Source organism: Paraburkholderia youngii (assembly GCF_013366925.1).
Lineage (GTDB): Bacteria > Pseudomonadota > Gammaproteobacteria > Burkholderiales > Burkholderiaceae > Paraburkholderia > Paraburkholderia youngii.
Genome location: NZ_JAALDK010000001.1, coordinates 5,554,666 through 5,571,040 on the forward strand (window position 1 = coordinate 5,554,666; position 16,375 = coordinate 5,571,040).

At 64.4% G+C, this 16,375-nt stretch carries 9 protein-coding genes; 4 read left to right on the forward strand and 5 right to left on the reverse strand.

Annotated elements, in window-relative coordinates; translation table 11 throughout:
- Positions 1-13: 13 nt before the first annotated feature.
- The 3 genes from G5S42_RS25365 (at position 14) to G5S42_RS25375 (ending at position 5,225) form a co-directional block, all read left to right on the forward strand.
- Entirely contained in the window at positions 14-3,781 is a 3,768-nt protein-coding gene (locus tag G5S42_RS25365) for a type VI secretion system Vgr family protein (RefSeq protein WP_312883641.1), read from the forward strand.
- A 13-nt stretch (positions 3,782-3,794) separates the two neighbouring features.
- Positions 3,795-4,397 carry a hypothetical protein gene (locus G5S42_RS25370; RefSeq protein ID WP_312883608.1) on the forward strand — a complete coding sequence of 201 codons (603 nt, stop codon included), beginning with the start codon at positions 3,795-3,797 and terminating at the stop codon, positions 4,395-4,397.
- 225 nt (positions 4,398-4,622) lie between these two features.
- Positions 4,623-5,225 (forward strand): hypothetical protein, encoded by a 603-nt coding sequence (locus G5S42_RS25375; RefSeq protein WP_312883609.1) that lies wholly within the window; start codon positions 4,623-4,625, stop codon positions 5,223-5,225.
- Between the two features lie 141 nt (positions 5,226-5,366).
- Here the strand turns inward: G5S42_RS25375 and G5S42_RS25380 are convergent, their stop codons facing one another.
- The 5 genes from G5S42_RS25380 to hemC form a co-directional block, all read right to left on the reverse strand.
- The gene (locus G5S42_RS25380) at positions 5,367-7,106 is read right to left on the reverse strand and encodes a SulP family inorganic anion transporter (protein WP_176109266.1); all 1,740 of its coding nucleotides are present in this window, start codon (positions 7,104-7,106) and stop codon (positions 5,367-5,369) included.
- A gap of 114 nt (positions 7,107-7,220) precedes the next feature.
- Positions 7,221-8,255, reverse strand: coding sequence for an SDR family oxidoreductase (locus G5S42_RS25385; protein WP_176110632.1), 1,035 nt, complete (start codon positions 8,253-8,255; stop codon positions 7,221-7,223).
- Between the two features lie 158 nt (positions 8,256-8,413).
- Entirely contained in the window at positions 8,414-9,604 is a 1,191-nt protein-coding gene (locus tag G5S42_RS25390) for a heme biosynthesis protein HemY (RefSeq protein WP_176109267.1), read from the reverse strand.
- Between the two features lie 2 nt (positions 9,605-9,606).
- Positions 9,607-11,598, reverse strand: a complete 1,992-nt coding sequence (gene hemDX, locus G5S42_RS25395; RefSeq protein WP_176109268.1) for a fused uroporphyrinogen-III synthase HemD/membrane protein HemX — start codon at positions 11,596-11,598, stop codon at positions 9,607-9,609.
- Positions 11,598-12,596 (reverse strand): hydroxymethylbilane synthase, encoded by a 999-nt coding sequence (hemC, locus tag G5S42_RS25400; protein WP_176109269.1) that lies wholly within the window; start codon positions 12,594-12,596, stop codon positions 11,598-11,600. Before hemC ends, hemDX begins: the two co-directional genes overlap by 1 nt.
- A 543-nt stretch (positions 12,597-13,139) precedes the next feature.
- Here hemC and ppc point away from each other — a divergent pair.
- Positions 13,140-16,298, forward strand: coding sequence for a phosphoenolpyruvate carboxylase (ppc, locus tag G5S42_RS25405; protein WP_176109270.1), 3,159 nt, complete (start codon positions 13,140-13,142; stop codon positions 16,296-16,298).
- Positions 16,299-16,375: the final 77 nt, after the last annotated feature.

Consider the following 16,375-nt stretch of genomic DNA (forward strand, 5'->3'; position numbering starts at 1 on the left):
TGCGCCTTTGCTGGTGCCGCTCCGTCTGCGCGGCGCCGAAACCCTAGGCAAGCTTTATCGATACACGCTCGATGTCGCGACGATCGAAAGTCCGACGCTCGGAGTGTGGCAAGCACAGGAACTCGTCGTGCCTGATCGCCTGATCGGCAAGGTCATCGACATTTCGATCGCTTTCGACGGCAACGGATTGTTCGGTCGTCATGGCTTGGTACGCGGCGACGTGGCACACGCGAGCGCCGGCCGCCGCACGATGTCGGGCCTCATCACAGGCATCAAACAGATGGGTGCCGATGAACGGCGCGCCTATTACCGCCTCGTCGTCCGTCCCTGGCTGTGGCTGGCCACGAAGAACTGCGACAGCAGGATCTTCCAGGACGCCAGCGTGGTGGACATCACGGACCGGGTACTCAAGGAGCGATATCACTTCCCGGTCGTGATGGAACTCGGCGCGCCCGGCCTGCGCAACGGCTACCCGAAGCGGGACTATGTCCGGCAGATGTGGGAATCCGACTTCGATTTCCTCACGCGGATCTGGAGAGAATGGGGAATCTACTACCTGTTCGACGGAATGACGCTGGTACTGTGCGATTCGCCCGGCTCGCACAAACGACACGACAACGCATACGACACGCTGCGCTACCATGCGCCCGACAGCAGGCACGTCGACGAGGAGCACGTTCACAAGCTCGAGGTATCGCATCAGATCACGCCAGGCAAGGTCAGCCTGATCGATTACGACTACACGCGCCCCGGCGCGCGCTTCGAGGGCGAGTACGAGTGCCGCAGTGAGCAGGCCCACGACAACATCGAGCAATACGGCTGGGGCGACTATTCGCAGCCGCTTGCGGGTGCGACGGGACTGTCAGGTGAGCGGAGCGACTTCCGCGATGAAGCCGGGCACCTCGCGAGCGTGCGTGTCGATGCAATGCGCGGTCATCGTCTGCGGCTGAAGGGTCAAGGGAATCTGCGCGGTCTGACAACCGGGAAAACATTCTGGCTCGACAACCATCCGCTGCGGGAAGTCAACGCCGAGTACCTGGTCGTATCGACGACCCTCGATATCCGTAATGCACCGCAGAACACGCGGTCACCCGGCGCGGACACGAACGATGCGCTGCGCCAGTGCGCGACCGACTTCGTGCTCCAACCCGCCAATACGTTCTTCAAAAATCGTCAGAAGAAAAAGCCGCGTTGCGCGGCGGAAACGGCAATCGTGGTCGGCCCCGAGGATCAGCCGATATGGGTCGATGGATATGCACGCGTGAAGGTGCGCTTTGCGTGGGCGCGGCTTGCCCCGAAGAACGACAGCGCCAGTTGCTGGGTGCGGGTGTCGTCGCCGTGGCAAGGCAACGGCTTCGGTGCGATCTATCCGCCGCGCATCGGTCAGGAGGTCACGGTCAGTTATCACGAAGGCGACCCGGACAAGCCTTACGTGTCGGACCGGATGGTCAACGGCCAGAATCAGCCGCCCTGGAGGCTGCCCGACAACCAGGCGCTCTCGGGCATCCTTAGCAGCGAGCTCAAGGCCGGCTGCGCGAGCCAGACCAATCACGTCGTACTGGATGACACGCCGGGCCAACTGCAGGCACAGATCGCCAGCGACCACGCACAGTCGCGCCTCGTGCTGGGCTACAACACGCATGTCGTGCGCGACGCAGGCCGGCAGCAGGCACGCGGTGAAGGCTGGGAACTGGCGACGAACGCATGGGGTGTCGCGCGAGCCAACCGAGGCATGCTGATCACCACCGAGGCACGTCACGGCGCTAGCACGCCGGCAAAGGATGCCGGTGAGACCGTGGCGCGCCTCACTCAGGCGCGCGACACCCACGAGAACCTCGCGAGTCTCGCGCGGCGGTACGAGGCACAGGAACAGCAGACCAGTCAAAGCGAGGTCGCGCAGGCCATCAAGGCGCAGAACGACGCGATTCGCGGCAAGGCAAGCGCGGAGCTTCCCTTTCCGCAACTGACCCAGCCCGACCTGGTGCTGGGCAGCGCGGCGGGTCTCGGTCTCACGGCAGCGCAAAGCACGCACGTGGCGAGTGCCGAACACATCGCGCTCAGCGCGGGCGGACACGTCAGCGTCGCGGCGGTGAAATCGCTGCTGGCGTCGGCGGTCAACGGCGTGCGGGTGTTTGCGCAACATCTCGGCATCCGGCTCAAGGCCGCATCGGGCAAGGTGCAGATCGACGCGCAAAACGACGACGTCGAGATCATCGCGCAACGTGTCGTCAGTATCATCAGTAGAACCGATTCGATCAATCTGATGGCCAGCAAGGAAATCGTCTTGCATGCTGGTAATACGAAAGTAGTCATCAATTCGGACGGGTACAAGGTCTATACGGGTGGCGAGCATCGGGTCCATGCGAGCGGTCATCGGACCGACGGGCCAGCGGCACGGCCTGTCAGTCTGCCCGTCACGCCAGATGATCCCGGCAGACTGGCGGCGCATCATGTTCTGATCGAACACGATTCCGGCTTTGCGCTGCCGAGTCAGCCATATCGGATCACGCTCGACGATGGTCAACTGATTCAGGGTGTGACCAACGCGCTTGGCGAAACGAGTCTCGTCACCAGCAACATGCTTGCGTTCGCGACGGTCGAACTGCTTGCCGCGAGCGAGCCGGATAAAGTGATTGCGGTTAGCAGAGGCGCAGTGATCAGGGCGGCGAACGAGTCATTCGCTGGCGCTGTACCCAATGCCGAGAAACGCAGTGCCACGGTCGCAGGAAAGGCCGTGGCCTCTCCGAACGAGAGCGCGACGACGGAAGATAAACGACCCGAATTCGTCTCGTGCGATCCGATGAACTTCGGGCTGCGGTTTTATCACTTCGTCAATGGTGCGGCCGAGGGTGACACGCCCGCCGATATGTCGATGCGCAAGGGTGTCGAGTACCCGGTGACCAAGGCTTATGCGGCTGCGATTAAGGCTGCGTTGCAGGGGATCGATTGGGGCGGGGTGGCTTGGCCGTTGACTGCCGATTCGATAAGAATGATTCAAAACGCGGTCATGCCGAAATTGGAAGACGCGCTTGGTGCCGGGCCCTTTGGATTGCCACGACGCGATGCCGCTAGTCCGGAAACTAGTGATGGCATGCCACAGATCGTGATAGTCGATCCAGAGCGGACAACGCAGTACAACCTGCGACAGGACGTCAGTGCCGCATTCATCGGGAAGTACTGGCTTATCGCCGTCAACGAGAGCGAGATCGCGCACATCGTCGAACTCAAGCACCAGCCGACCTTGCTGGATAACCGCCTCAAGGCATTTGCCGACACGCTGTATCACGAGTCTCGCCACTGCCAACAGTACTTCTGGATGTTTTCTTTGCTTCAGCACTTTCCAGACGACTACAAAGACCTGCCGAATGTCCAGAGGTTGTATTGGTCGACGATGCTAAAAGAAGCCTATACAGCGGCTGGGAACACGCCACTACCTGACGATCACCGCGTTCACATCGGTCTGCACAGGATGCTTGTCTTCCACTACTACTGGCTGATCTCTTACATGCAGGACATGCCCGGTCGGGAGTATCTCAGCCGAGATCTCCCGCTTGCCGAAAGGAAGGTATGTGACCTGCTGAACGTATCTCCTGAAACAGCACAAAAAATGGTGCAATTCGAAACCGGCTATAGGAGCCAACTTCATGAAGAAGATGCCTATGCCTGCGCGGAAGTGGTCCAGGCCTACTGGCAAAATCCTCGTGATCCTCTCGTTCGCAATCCCGGTACATGCACAGCTCAGTACACCGACGCCCTCAGGATCGTCGGGGCCAGGAGTTGAGATGAGACCGACTGTGACCGACGCCCAGCGCGATATGGCATTCAGCATTTTGACCACTGCAATAGCGATCCTGCGGGACGACCAGCCATTCGATCCCGCTCATACGATTTTCGGCCGCGTTCTTGCGGCTGACCCTCTGCGCGGCAAAGGAGGTGGGACGGAGTATTCCTTCGTGAATCCGGCTTTCCCGCGGACGCAAATCATTCTCTATGTGGTACCCGATCCGCTTGCTCCCTCCGCCGACCGCACGAAAGTCAAGCAAGTCGTGACCCACTTCACGATTCGCTTCAGTCCACTATTGACCGACATTAACCGCTCGACGCTGGAAGATCTCCTGCAGCTCGATATCGGTTACTGGATCGACGGCAATGGCGAGCGACGGCCCGGCAATGATATGGGCACGGCTCCGCCGCAGATTCGGCTGCATAGCTATCGCTATCGTGCTTCGAATCTGCCAACGAGCCGATTTCCGGTGGACGTCGAATTTGCTTTCGGCGACCCAGACCCAAAGGACCCGGCGCCGGACGCACACAAAACGCCGGTCCTAATGGACGTTCTACTGAATCGTGACTATTCCGCGCTGAAACCGCGACGCCGTGAACAAAGCCCGTCTTGAGTGACCTGTTGAACGTCTCTGCGCAAACAGCACAAAAAATGGCGAAATTTGAAACCGGCTATAGGAGCCAACTTCATGAAGAAGACGCCTACGCTTGCGCGGAAGTGGTTCAGGCCTACTGGCGCAATCCTGGTGATCCTCTCGTTCGCAATCCCGGTACATGCACAGCCCAGTACGTCGACGCCCACAGGACCGTCAGCGCCAGAAACTGAGACGAGGGACACTGTGACCGACGAGCAGCGCGACATGGCCTTCAGAATATTGACCACGGCAATAGCGATCCTGCGGGACGACCAGCCCTTCGATCCCGCACATACGATATTCGGCCGCATTCTTGCGGCGCGGCCTGAGCGCGGTGTGGTGGGTGTTACGGAGTATTCCTTCGTGAATCGGGTCTTGCCGGATACGCAAATCATCGTAGTTGCGATACCCGATCCGCTCGACCCCTCCCCCGACCGCGCAAAAGTGAAGCAAGTCGCGACGCACTTCACGATCCGCTTCAGTCCACTATTGACCGACGTTAACCGCTCGACACTGGAAGATCTCCTCCAGGTCGATATCGGTTACTGGATCGACGGCAATGGCGAGAGGCGGCCCGGCAACGATATGGGAACAGTACCGCCGCAGGTTCGTCTGCATCACTATCGCTATCGTGCCTCAGACCTGCCAACCAGCCGATTTCCGGTGGACGTCGAGTTTGCTTTCGGGGACCCCGACCCAAAGGACTCGGCGCCTGACGAATCCAAAACGCCGGTCCTGATGGACGTTCATCTTGATCGCGACTATTCCGCGCTGCGACCGCACCACCGTGAACAGAATCCGTCGTGAACAGCTGGTGGCAAAGGGTGTCGCCCGATGACGAAGAACAGGAGTGAACTGGCGCGGCCCCATACCGTTTTCACAGGCATTTCAAAAGCAAACGCCAGGCACAAACCCGTTCCCCGGTGAATCTAGCCTCAGCTCCGAAAACTATCCCTCCCCAACCGTCTCGACATAGTTATCAACCGCGCTACTGACCGTCGGATGAAAACACGCATCGCCGATCAGATCGGTCAGCTCGAAGCGCCTGAGCTTGTCGCGAACCGGATCTTTCATCTCCGCAAAGTGCAGTGCAATCCCGCGCTCGTCGAGCGAGCGCGTCAGCTCCCGCAGCATGTCGGCCGAGGTGACGTCCACGCTCGTCACCGGTTCGGCCGCCACCACCACGCGCTTGACGGGTGCCGGCGATTCGGCGACGGCTTCGAGCAGGCGCTCCTGAAACTGCTCGGCATTCGCAAAGAACAGCGGTGCATCCCAGCGAAACAGCACGAGTCCGGGGATTCGCTCCGCGTGCGGATAACGCTCCAGGTCGTGATAGCCGCGCAAACCCTCGACGCGACCGAGCACCGCGTAGTGTGGTCGCCAGCCGTCCCACAGAAACTCGATAATCGCGATCACCACCGCGAAGCCGATGCCTGGAATCGCGCCGAACACCGCGACGCCGGCAAAGCAGGCCATCGACAGCCAGAACTCCCATTGCTGGATGCGGAAAATCCGCTTCAGGTCCGTGATCTCGAACAGGCCGATCGCCGCCGCGATGACAACCGCGGCGAGCGCGCTGTTGGGCAGGTAGTGCATCAGGTTGGGCGCGACCAGCAGCAGCGCCGAGACCGCCAGCGCGCCGACGACGCCCGTCAGTTGCGTCTTCGCGCCCGCCGCCTCGGCGACCGGCGTGCGCGACGAACTGCTGCTGATCGGGAAACCGTGGAACAGGCCGGCCGCGAGATTGGCCACGCCGAGCCCGACCATCTCCTGATTGGGGTCGACGCGGCTGCGAAAACGTGCCGCGAAAGTCCGCGACAGCACGCTGGTATCCGCGAACGAAATCAGCGCGACCGCGCAGCCGCCGAGCAGTATCTTCACCAGATCGGCGTCGGTGAGCCATGGTAGCGCAAAGGTCGGCAGGCCTTGAGGGATCTTGCCGAGCACTCTCACGCCGACGCTATCGAGGTGCAATGCGCTCACGCATAACGTCGCGACGATCACGGCGATCAGGATGCCCGGCAGTTTCTCGAAGCGCTTGAGAAACAGGATCAGCACGAGGCTTCCCGCGCCCACCGCGAAGCTGTACCAGTTGGATTTGCCATCGGCGATGGCCTGCACGAGGCTCACGATGTCCCGCAATGGCCCGCGCTCTTCGATCGAAATGGCAAACAATTTGGGTAACTGACTGATCAGCACCGCGAGCGCGATGCCGTTCATATAGCCGTATCGAATGGGCTTAGACAGCAATTCTGTGATGAATCCCAGCCGCAGCAAGCCCATCACGATACAGAACACGCCGGACACGATCGCCATCATGCTGGCCGCCGCAATCGCGCGCGACGGGTCGCCCGCCGCCACTTGCACGACGACCGCCAGAATCGGAGCCGCAAGCGCGGAGTCGGGGCCGAGCACGAGAATCCGGCTCGGGCCGAACAGCGCGTACGCCAACAACGGGACGATCGTCGCGTAGAGGCCGAACACGCCGGGGACCCCCGATGCCTCCGCGTAAGCGATGCCGACTGGTACCAGCATCGTGGTCAGTACCAGTCCGGCCGTCAGATCGCTCGGCAGCCAGCTCAAGCGGTACGCCTTGAGCACCGTCAGTCCCGGCAACCAGCGCATCCAGCGGTGCGCGCTGCTTGCAGTGGTCTGCTCTTTGTGAGGAACTGGCCTGTCCGCTTCCATTTTTGGAATGTTCGCAGTCGAGGACGCCGCGCCACGGATTGTGGGCGGCCCTGTCATTCGTAGGATAGTCCAGACCTTTCATCGGCGACAGGGAGGAGGCACACCGATTGCGTATCAAGGCCGTTTGCGCCTCAGCAGCCACCCGACGCCCCCTGCCAGCGCCAGCACCGCCGCGCCATACACCGCGTTGCGATGCCGATCGGTAAACAGCTCCCAGCAGTACGCGCGCGCTTCATCGTCAAAGCGGCCATGCGCGGTGTAGTGGCCGGGCACCGGCTCGTAGAGATTCGCGGGCGCATCGGCGGGCAATGGTTCATCGGTCAGTTGCCCGTCGTAACCCGCACGCGCGAGATAGTGGTCGAGCAGCGTCGGCGCGATCCGGTTCGCGAGGATCGCCTTGACCGTCGACCACCCGACCCACACCTGCCGCCGCCGATGAGTGGCCGCAAAGTAGATCGCCCGCGCCGCCACTTCCGGCTGAAATACCGGCGCCACCGGCCGCGCCCTGCGCCCCGTGCGATTGAGCGCCCAGTCGAATTGCGGGGTATTGACCGCGGGCAGATCGACCATCGTCAGATGGATATCGACCTCGTCGTGCAGCAACTCGGAACGCAATGAATCGGTAAAGCCGCGCACAGCGAACTTCGCGCCGCAATAGATCGACTGCAACGGCACCGACCGGTACCCGAGCGCCGAGCCGACATTGACGATCGTCCCGTGCCGGCGCGCGCGCATCACGGGGAGCGCCGCCAGCATGCCGTTGACCTGCCCCAGATAGGTCACCTGCGTGCCGCGTTCGACATCGCGCGCACTGAGCGCGGACACCGGCGCAAACGCGGTCGCCATCGCGACGTTGACCCACACGTCGATGCCGCCCAGCTCGCGATTTACGCGCTGCGCGGCACGCTCGATCGCATCTGCATCGGCGACGTCGGCGGGCAACGCGAGTGCGCGCACGCCATAGGTCGCGGCGATCTCCTCGGCGGCACGCGCGAGCCGTCGCGGCTCGCGCGCGATCAGCCCAACGTCATAGCCCTGCCGCGCGAACTCGGACGCGGTGGCGCGCCCCACGCCGGCACTTGCCCCTGTAATGACGACGACGCCCTCGCGCTCGACGTCGCCGCTGCGGGTGTCGGTTTGCACCGTCATAGCGTCGCTGGCCACTTTGAACACCTCCCAGGTTGCGCATCCAGTGAGGTGTGAAGCAAAGCGCAGTCCCGCCGATTCGAGGCGGACAGAGGCGCCGTAAAAACAAATGGCCGCAGCGCGAGGCTGCGGCCATCCGGTAGCGGCTAAAGAGGCTTAACTCACGTCACGTTCATCGCCAACGCACTCTCGCGATAGTGCTCGCTCGCCTTGTCGGTGTCTCCAAGCTGCTCGTGCAGACGCGCGAGCGCGCGATGCGAACGGATCTTCAGCGTCTCGTTGTCGGCGAGCTTCAGCGCGCGTTCGAGGAACGACTGCGCCTTGCCCCACAACTGCTGATGCAGGCACAGACGCCCCAGCGCGAACATCAGGTCCGCGTCTTCCGGCCGATCCTTCTGCCACGCCTCGGCCTTCTGGATGAGCGGCAACGCATCGCCGCCGGCCGTGTCCGGATAGCGGCGCAACAGGCGCGCATCCCAGTTCTGCGCAAGCGCTTCCTCGACGATCTTGCGCGCCTCCTGCGGACGATTCAGCGCAACCAGCAGTTCGGCGGCGGTATCGGCGAGGCGCGGCGAATGACGCTCGGTCGCCGACAGCGAATGCCACAATTCGAGCAGCGCCTCAGCGTTGTGGCGACGGTCGCGCAGCAAATTTTCCGCCGCCAGCTGACGCAGCCGCACCGCGACCGCCGGATGGATCGCCTCGCGCTTCTCCAGCGTCTTGACGAGCTTCAGCACTTCGCCCCAGTTCTTCAATTGCTGCTGCGCACGCAGCATGATCTGCTGCGCGTGGATGCGCCGCGCCCCTTGCGATTGCATCTCGGTCAGCGCATGGAGCGCGCCGTCGGCGTCGCGGCCGTCGGCGCGCATGTCGGCGGTGGCCATCAGGCGCGCGTCCTGCCACTCGGCTTCGTCGATCTGCGCGAGCCATTCGTCGCGCCGTCCGTACTCATGCATGCGATGCGCGGCGGTCGCCGCGATCAAACCGGCCGCGCCCTTGTTGTCGCCATTCGTGAGCGCGTCCTTGGCAGCCTTTTCCGCGCGCGAGAAACGTCCCGCGTACAGGTTGCCGATCGCGTCGCGCAACGCCGCGTGCGCCTTCGCGACACGCGCGCGCGCCCGGTACGCGGCGACGCGCTGCGGCATGCGCCAGATATTGCGGATAATGCGCAACAGCGCGTAGAGCAGGATGAACAGCACCACCAGCCCGACGATGAACAGATTCAGCGACATGTCGACGCGGTACGGCGGATAGATCAGCAGCACCTGCCCCGCGTCGAAGCGCCCGCCCACCGCGAGCATGACCGCGACGGCGAACAGCGCCGCGAGCCATAGAAGTCCCCGGATCGCCATGATTAACCCCGGTTCCGGTATTGATTGACGGCCTGCAGGCTCGTATCGAGGTTCGGCAGCTCGACCGCAGCCGAACCGGCGTCCACCTGCTTGACGAGATCAATGACCATCTGCGTGTCTTTCGATGAAGTGTCGAAGTAGCGCGTCAACGCGGACTGCGCCGCCTGCAAGTCGGACTTCAGCGTGGTCTGGTTGCGCGACAGCAGCGCGAGACGCGCCGATAGCAGACGCAGCTTCAGGTTCTGGCGCACGAAGTAGCCTTGATCCGGCGTGACTAGCATCGCGTCCGCGTTATCGATACGGCGCACCTGCACGAGGCTCGACAGCTGTTCGCCGATGCCGTGCGTGACCTCGTCGATCCACACTTCCCAGCGCGGCTTGCCGGTGGCCGCCGCCACCTTCGCGGTGTCGGCCCACGTGGCCGCGTGCGGCGTGGCACGCGGAATCGGTGCTTCACCCGACAGCGGCAGGCCGCTCACGTGATCGATCGCGTTGTCGAGTTTGATCGCGAGGCCGGTCAGATCGGTGGACGGTGCGGCCTTCAGCTTGTCGATGTCTTGCGCGATCGCCTTGCGCACGGCGAGCGCCTGCGGGCTATCGGACGCCGCGAGGCGCGTATCGGCGCTTTGCAATGCGAACAGCGCGAGCTGGGTATTGCCGGTCAGCTGCAACTGCTGGCTGGCCGCCGACAGCATCTGCCCGACTTCGGCGAGCGTCCAGTCGTCGCGATTGCGCGCGAGATCCGCGTACTGCTGTTGCAGCGCCTGCTGCGCGGCCTGCGCATCGGCAAGCTTGCCTTCGAGCTGCGCGACCTGCGCGTCCGATTGATGCACGGTGGCGAGCGCCTGGTCGATCTTGATGCGCAGCTCGTTGGTCTGCGTGTCGTTGGCCTGCTGACGCTGCGCGAGCTCCTGCTCGGTGCGCACCAGCTTGCGGTTCATCGCGAAGCCGCCCACGCCCACCGCGCATGCGATCACCACGATGACAAGCCACAGCAGCGGTCCGCTCGTGCTGCGGCGCTTTTGCGCTTCGTACGGCGTGAAGGGTTGATTCGGCGGCAAGGCGGCGCTTGCCGGCGGCTGAGGTGAGGCGTTCGTGGATGCGTTCGTTTCAGTCATGCGTGGTTGAGCCGGGTTGGACGATACCGGTTGGACGACGGGAGGCACGGCGGCCGCGGCCACGAGGGCGCGGACTATGCGCTCGTCGCCCGCGCCGGACACCGTAATCCTATCAAAACCCAATGCCCGCGCGGTCTGCGCGATGCGGGGATGCGGCGTGACGAGCGGCGCGTGTTTGAGCTGCTCGATCTCGCCGGCGGTTAGATGATCGTGCGCGAGTTCCTGCAGATTGCGTACGCCTTCGGAGCTGGTCAGAAGCCATGCGTGCGGCGCGCCCGCGAGCAGTTCGTGCACGCGCGCCCAGGCGCCGATCGACGGCTCCGGCACGATGCGCCGGTACGCGGCGACCGTGTCGACTTCGGCGCCAGCTTCACGCAGGCGCTCGCTGAGCCATTCGCGGCCGCCGTCACCGCGCACGATCAGCACGCGCTTGCCTTCGAGGCCCGCGGCGCCGAGTTGCGCCTCGATCGCCGCAAACAGGCCCTCGGAGTCGAAGCTCGTCGATTCGTCGTCGGCACCCGCCGCGGGGCTGATCACGCGATGCTCCGGCGCGCTGACGCCGTGGCGCGCGAGCGCATGCACGCTGCCCGGACCGACCACGCCGACCGGCAGCGCGTGCGGCCAGATATCGTGATGGCGCGCGAACGCGTGATCGACCGCGTTCGGCGACACGAACACGACCAGCGCGTAGCGTTCGAGTGACGCGAGCGCGGCGCACAACGGCGCGTCGTCGATGACGGGCGCGATGTCGATCAGCGGAAAGTCGAGCGACGCGAGTCCGGCTGCTTCGAGCCGTTCGACGAGTTCGCTCGACTGGCCGGCCGGCCGCGTGATCACGACCGTGAACGGCGCCTTCCCGGGCGTGCCGGCGGCCATCACTCGCTGGCCGCCGCGCCGGGCGCGGCCGCGGGACCGCTCGCGGTGCTGAGCGCGCGGACGATCTCGAGCGCGCCTTGGTGCGCGAGCGACTGCGCCACTTCCTCGCCGAGCGCGAGCGCGCGTTCGATGGTGGGCGCCGGCGCCGACGCCTGCGCGCTCAGTACGCGCTGGCCGTCCGGCGTCGCGACGATGCCGCGCAGATGCAGCGCGCCGTCGCCCCACGTTGCGTAGGCGGCGAGCGGCACCTCGCAGCTGCCGCCGAGCGCGCGCGACACCATCCGCTCCGCTTCGACGGCCGCCGCCGTGTGCTGATGATGCAGCGGCGCGAGCCATGCGGCGAGGTCCGCGCGATCGGCGCGAATCTCGATGCCGAGCGCGCCTTGGCCCGCCGCGGGCAGACTATCCTCGGGATCGAGCAGCGCGCGGATGCGCTCGGCGAGACCGAGACGCTTCAGCCCTGCCGCGGCCAGAATGATCGCCGCGTAGTCGCCGCGATCGAGCTTGGCGAGTCGGGTATCGAGATTGCCGCGCAACGGCCGCACGTCGAGATGCGGATAGCGCATGCGCAGCATCGCTTCACGGCGCAGGCTCGAGGTGCCGACCACGGCACCGGCCGGCAGCGCGGCGAGCGAGTCGTACTGATTTGACACGAGCGCGTCGCGCGGGTCCTCGCGCTCCATGATGGTGGATAGCGCGAAACCGGCGGGCAACTCCATCGGCACGTCTTTCAGCGAATGCACCGCAAGGTCGGCGCGGCCATCGGCGAGCGCGGCTTCGAGCTCTTTCACGAAGAGCCCCTTACCACCAACCTTCGACAGCGTGCGATCGAGAATCTGATCACCACGTGTCGTCATTCCGAGGATTTTTACGTCACAAGATGGATATAATTTGTGCAGCGCACATCGCACGTGCTCGGCTTGCCACATGGCAAGGCGGCTCTCTCGCGACGCAATGACAAGCGTGTGGGGTGGCGTGGAAAACGTCTCGGTGTTCATTAGCTTGCTGCTTGATGTCGGGATCGAATAACAATCAATGTTAGCACGCGCCCTTTTTTGTGCCCTTGGGTTCCAAGGCACCGCAGGGCGCTGTGCGCAAGCGGTATCGACGGAGGAGACGGGCTCCGCGCCGCGCGCGAAGGCCCCCATTCAGCGTTGTCACGCACGGTCGTTCGCGCGCCGCGCGGCGGCATGCGGGATGATGCAATGCGGCGAACACGCTGCGGCAATGCGTGCCGCGTGTTCAGTCTCTTCGCGGGCTGGCAGCCCGTGGCTCCCTTCTCCCTCGTCGGCGTCGCGCGATCGGCAGCGCTTGCGTGGTTCCTCGCACGCGGTGCGGCACGCGCGGCTCGATTGGTAGCGGGTCGGCAGTCGCCGTTTGCAGTCCGCCGTCTCAGGTCTTTATTGCAGTCGCATTAGCAGTCTGTCTTGCAGTCCGTTGCGCAGTCCCTGTTGCACGCAGTTCACGTTGTACTTGCTGGTTGCAGTTCGCAGTCGCAGTTCATCAATCAACAGACCCTGGCTTCCCCGAGGAAACTCATCGTGACGTCTTCCGGATCGGCGCGCCCCGCCCGCCGCAACACTGCCTCGCCCACCGCTCGCCCGGCCGACGCCGCGGCGCCCGACGTCCTGTCCAACGCTGCCGCGCAAGCCGCCAAGGCCTCGAAGGCCTCGCAAACCTCTGTGCCCGTCAAGCAGGACAAGGCGCCCAAAGCAACGAAATCCGGCAAGGCCGAAAAAGCCGCGACTTCGGCCACCGCCAGCAAGCCGGCCAAGGTCAAGATCAAGATCGAAGGCGACGCGACACCCCCGCGCGCCGCTGAAACGGAAAAGCTCGAGGCCGTGTCGCAAGCTGAGCCCGCCGCCGCGCCCACCGTGAAGAACGGCGGCCGCACGCGCGAGGACAAGGACCACCCGCTGTTCCAGGACATCCGCTATCTCGGCCGGCTACTCGGCGACGTGCTGCGCGAGCAGGAAGGCGACGCCGTATTCGACGTCGTCGAAACGATCCGGCAGAACGCGGTGCGCTTCCGTCGCGAGGACGATAGCGCCGCCGCACAGACGCTCGACAAGAAGCTGCGCTCGCTGACGCCGGAGCAGACCGTCAGCGTCGTGCGCGCGTTCAGCTATTTTTCGCATCTCGCGAACATCGCCGAGGACCGCCACCGCAACCGTCGTCACCGCATTCATGCGCTCGCGGGCTCGGCCTCGCAGCCGGGCACGATCGCGCATGCGCTCGAGCGGCTCGTCGCGGCCGGTGCCGCCGCGACGCCGGTGCTGCAGCGGTTTTTCGACGACGCGCTGATCATGCCGGTGCTGACCGCGCACCCGACCGAGGTGCAGCGCAAGAGCATTCTTGACGCGCAGCACGACATCGCGCGGCTGCTCGCCGAGCGCGACCAGCCGCTGACGAATCGCGAGCGCGCGCACAACGAAGCGATGCTGCGCGCGCGCGTCACGTCGCTGTGGCAAACGCGGATGCTGCGCGACGCGCGCCTGACGGTCGCCGACGAAATCGAGAACGCGCTGTCGTACTACCGCAGCACCTTCCTCGAAGAACTGCCGGCGCTGTATGCCGACATCGAGGAAGCGCTGAAGGAGCATGGCCTCGAAGCGCGCCTGCCGCCGTTCTTCCAGATGGGCAGCTGGATCGGCGGCGATCGCGACGGTAATCCGAACGTCACCGCCGAAACGCTCGAAAACGCCATCACCCGTCAGGCCGCGGTGATCTTCGAGCACTACCTGGTGCAGGTGCACAAGCTCGGCGAGGAGCTATCGATGTCGAATGTGCTCGTCGGCACGAGCGATGCGCTCAACGAGCTTGCGGACATCTCGCCCGACCACTCGCCGCATCGCACCGACGAGCCGTATCGTCGCGCGCTGATCGGCATCTACACGCGGCTCGCGGCGAGCGCGCGCGTGCGTCTCGGCGAAGGCAGCGTGCCGCTGCGCAGCGCCGGCCGCGGCGTCGCGCCGATTCGCGCTATCCCCTACGACGACGCCGCCGATTTCGTGCGCGACCTGCACGTGCTGATCGATTCGCTCGCCGAGCATCACGGTGCGCCGCTCGCCTCGCCGCGTCTCGCACCGCTCGCTCGCGCGGCCGAAGTGTTCGGCTTCCATCTCGCGAGCATCGATCTGCGGCAAAGCTCCGACATCCACGAAGCGGTGATCGCCGAGCTGCTGAAGCGCGCCGGTGTCGAGGACGACTACGCGGGGTTGTCGGAAGCGGACAAGCTGAACGTGCTGCTCGCCGAACTCGCGCAGCCGCGCGCGCTGCGCGTGCCCTACGCCGAGTACTCCGACCTCGTGAAGAGCGAGCTCGCGGTGCTCGAGGAAGCGCGCCTCACGCGCGAAAAATTCGGCGCGCGCGCGGTGCGCAACTACATCATTTCGCATACGGAGACCGTCAGCGATCTGGTCGAGGTGATGCTGCTGCAGAAGGAAACCGGCCTGTTGCGCGGACGTCTCGGCGACGAGCACGACCCAGCGCGCGCGGGCCTGATGGTGATCCCGCTGTTCGAGACGATCCCCGATCTGCGCAATGCTCCGCACATCATGCGCGATCTGTTCGCGCTGCCGGGCATCGGCACGCTGATCGAACATCAGGGCAACGAGCAGGAAGTGATGCTCGGCTACTCGGACAGCAACAAGGACGGCGGCTTCCTGACGTCGAACTGGGAGCTGTATCGCGCGGAGCTGGCGCTCTTGTCGCTGTTCAACGAACGCGGCGTGACGCTGCGTCTGTTCCATGGACGCGGCGGCACCGTCGGCCGCGGCGGCGGCCCGACCTATCAGGCGATCCTGTCGCAGCCGCCGGGCACCGTCGACGGTCAGATCCGTTTGACCGAGCAGGGCGAAGTGATCGCGAGCAAGTTCGCGAATCCGGAAATCGGCCGGCGCAATCTGGAAACCGTCGTGGCCGCGACGCTCGAAGCGTCGCTGCTGCCGCACGACCACACGTTGGCCGAGCTGCCGGTGTACGAGGAAACGATGCAGCAGCTGTCCGATACGGCGATGGCCACGTATCGCGCGCTCGTCTACGAAACCCCGGGCTTCAAGGAGTATTTCTTCGAGTCGACGCCGATCGCGGAGATCGCGGAGCTGAACATCGGCAGCCGCCCCGCGTCGCGCAAGCTGCAGGACCCCAAGCAGCGCAAGATCGAGGATCTGCGCGCGATCCCTTGGGGCTTCTCGTGGGGCCAATGCCGGCTGCTGCTGACCGGCTGGTACGGCTTCGGCAGCGCGGTCACCGAGCATCTGGACAGCGCGCCGTCGGACGCGGAACGCGCCCGCCGCCTCGCGCTGCTGAAGAAGATGCACAAGAGCTGGCCGTTCTTTGCGAACCTGATGTCGAACATGGACATGGTCATCGCGAAGACCGACCTCGCGGTCGCGTCGCGTTATGCGGCGCTCGTGACCGACAAGAAGCTGCGCAAGCACGTGTTCGAGCGCATCGTTGCCGAGTGGGAACGCACGTCGAAAGTGTTGTCGGAGATCACCGGCAAGAGCGAGCGGCTCGCCGAGAATCCGCTGCTCGCGCGCTCGATCAAGAACCGCTTCCCGTACCTCGACCCGCTCAATCACCTGCAGGTCGAACTGCTCAAGCGCTATCGCGCGGGCGACACCAATGCGCGCGTGCGGCGCGGCATTCATTTGTGCATCAACGGAATCGCGGCGGGGTTGCGCAATACCGGTTGAGCTCGACGCTGAAGCAAGCAAAAGCCGGGTGTGGCCGACGCAGGCCACACCCGGCTTTTTTCATTGCGCGTCGACAT

Excerpts from the sequence above, each read along its gene's own strand:
- G5S42_RS25380 (WP_176109266.1), bottom strand. The coding sequence starts at position 7,106 with ATGGAAGCGGACAGGCCAGTTCCTCACAAAGAGCAGACCACTGCAAGC.
- G5S42_RS25385 (WP_176110632.1), bottom strand. The coding sequence starts at position 8,255 with ATGACGGTGCAAACCGACACCCGCAGCGGCGACGTCGAGCGCGAGGGC.
- G5S42_RS25390 (WP_176109267.1), bottom strand. The coding sequence starts at position 9,604 with ATGGCGATCCGGGGACTTCTATGGCTCGCGGCGCTGTTCGCCGTCGCG.
- hemDX (WP_176109268.1), bottom strand. The coding sequence starts at position 11,598 with ATGGCCGCCGGCACGCCCGGGAAGGCGCCGTTCACGGTCGTGATCACG.
- hemC (WP_176109269.1), bottom strand. The coding sequence starts at position 12,596 with ATGAACACCGAGACGTTTTCCACGCCACCCCACACGCTTGTCATTGCG.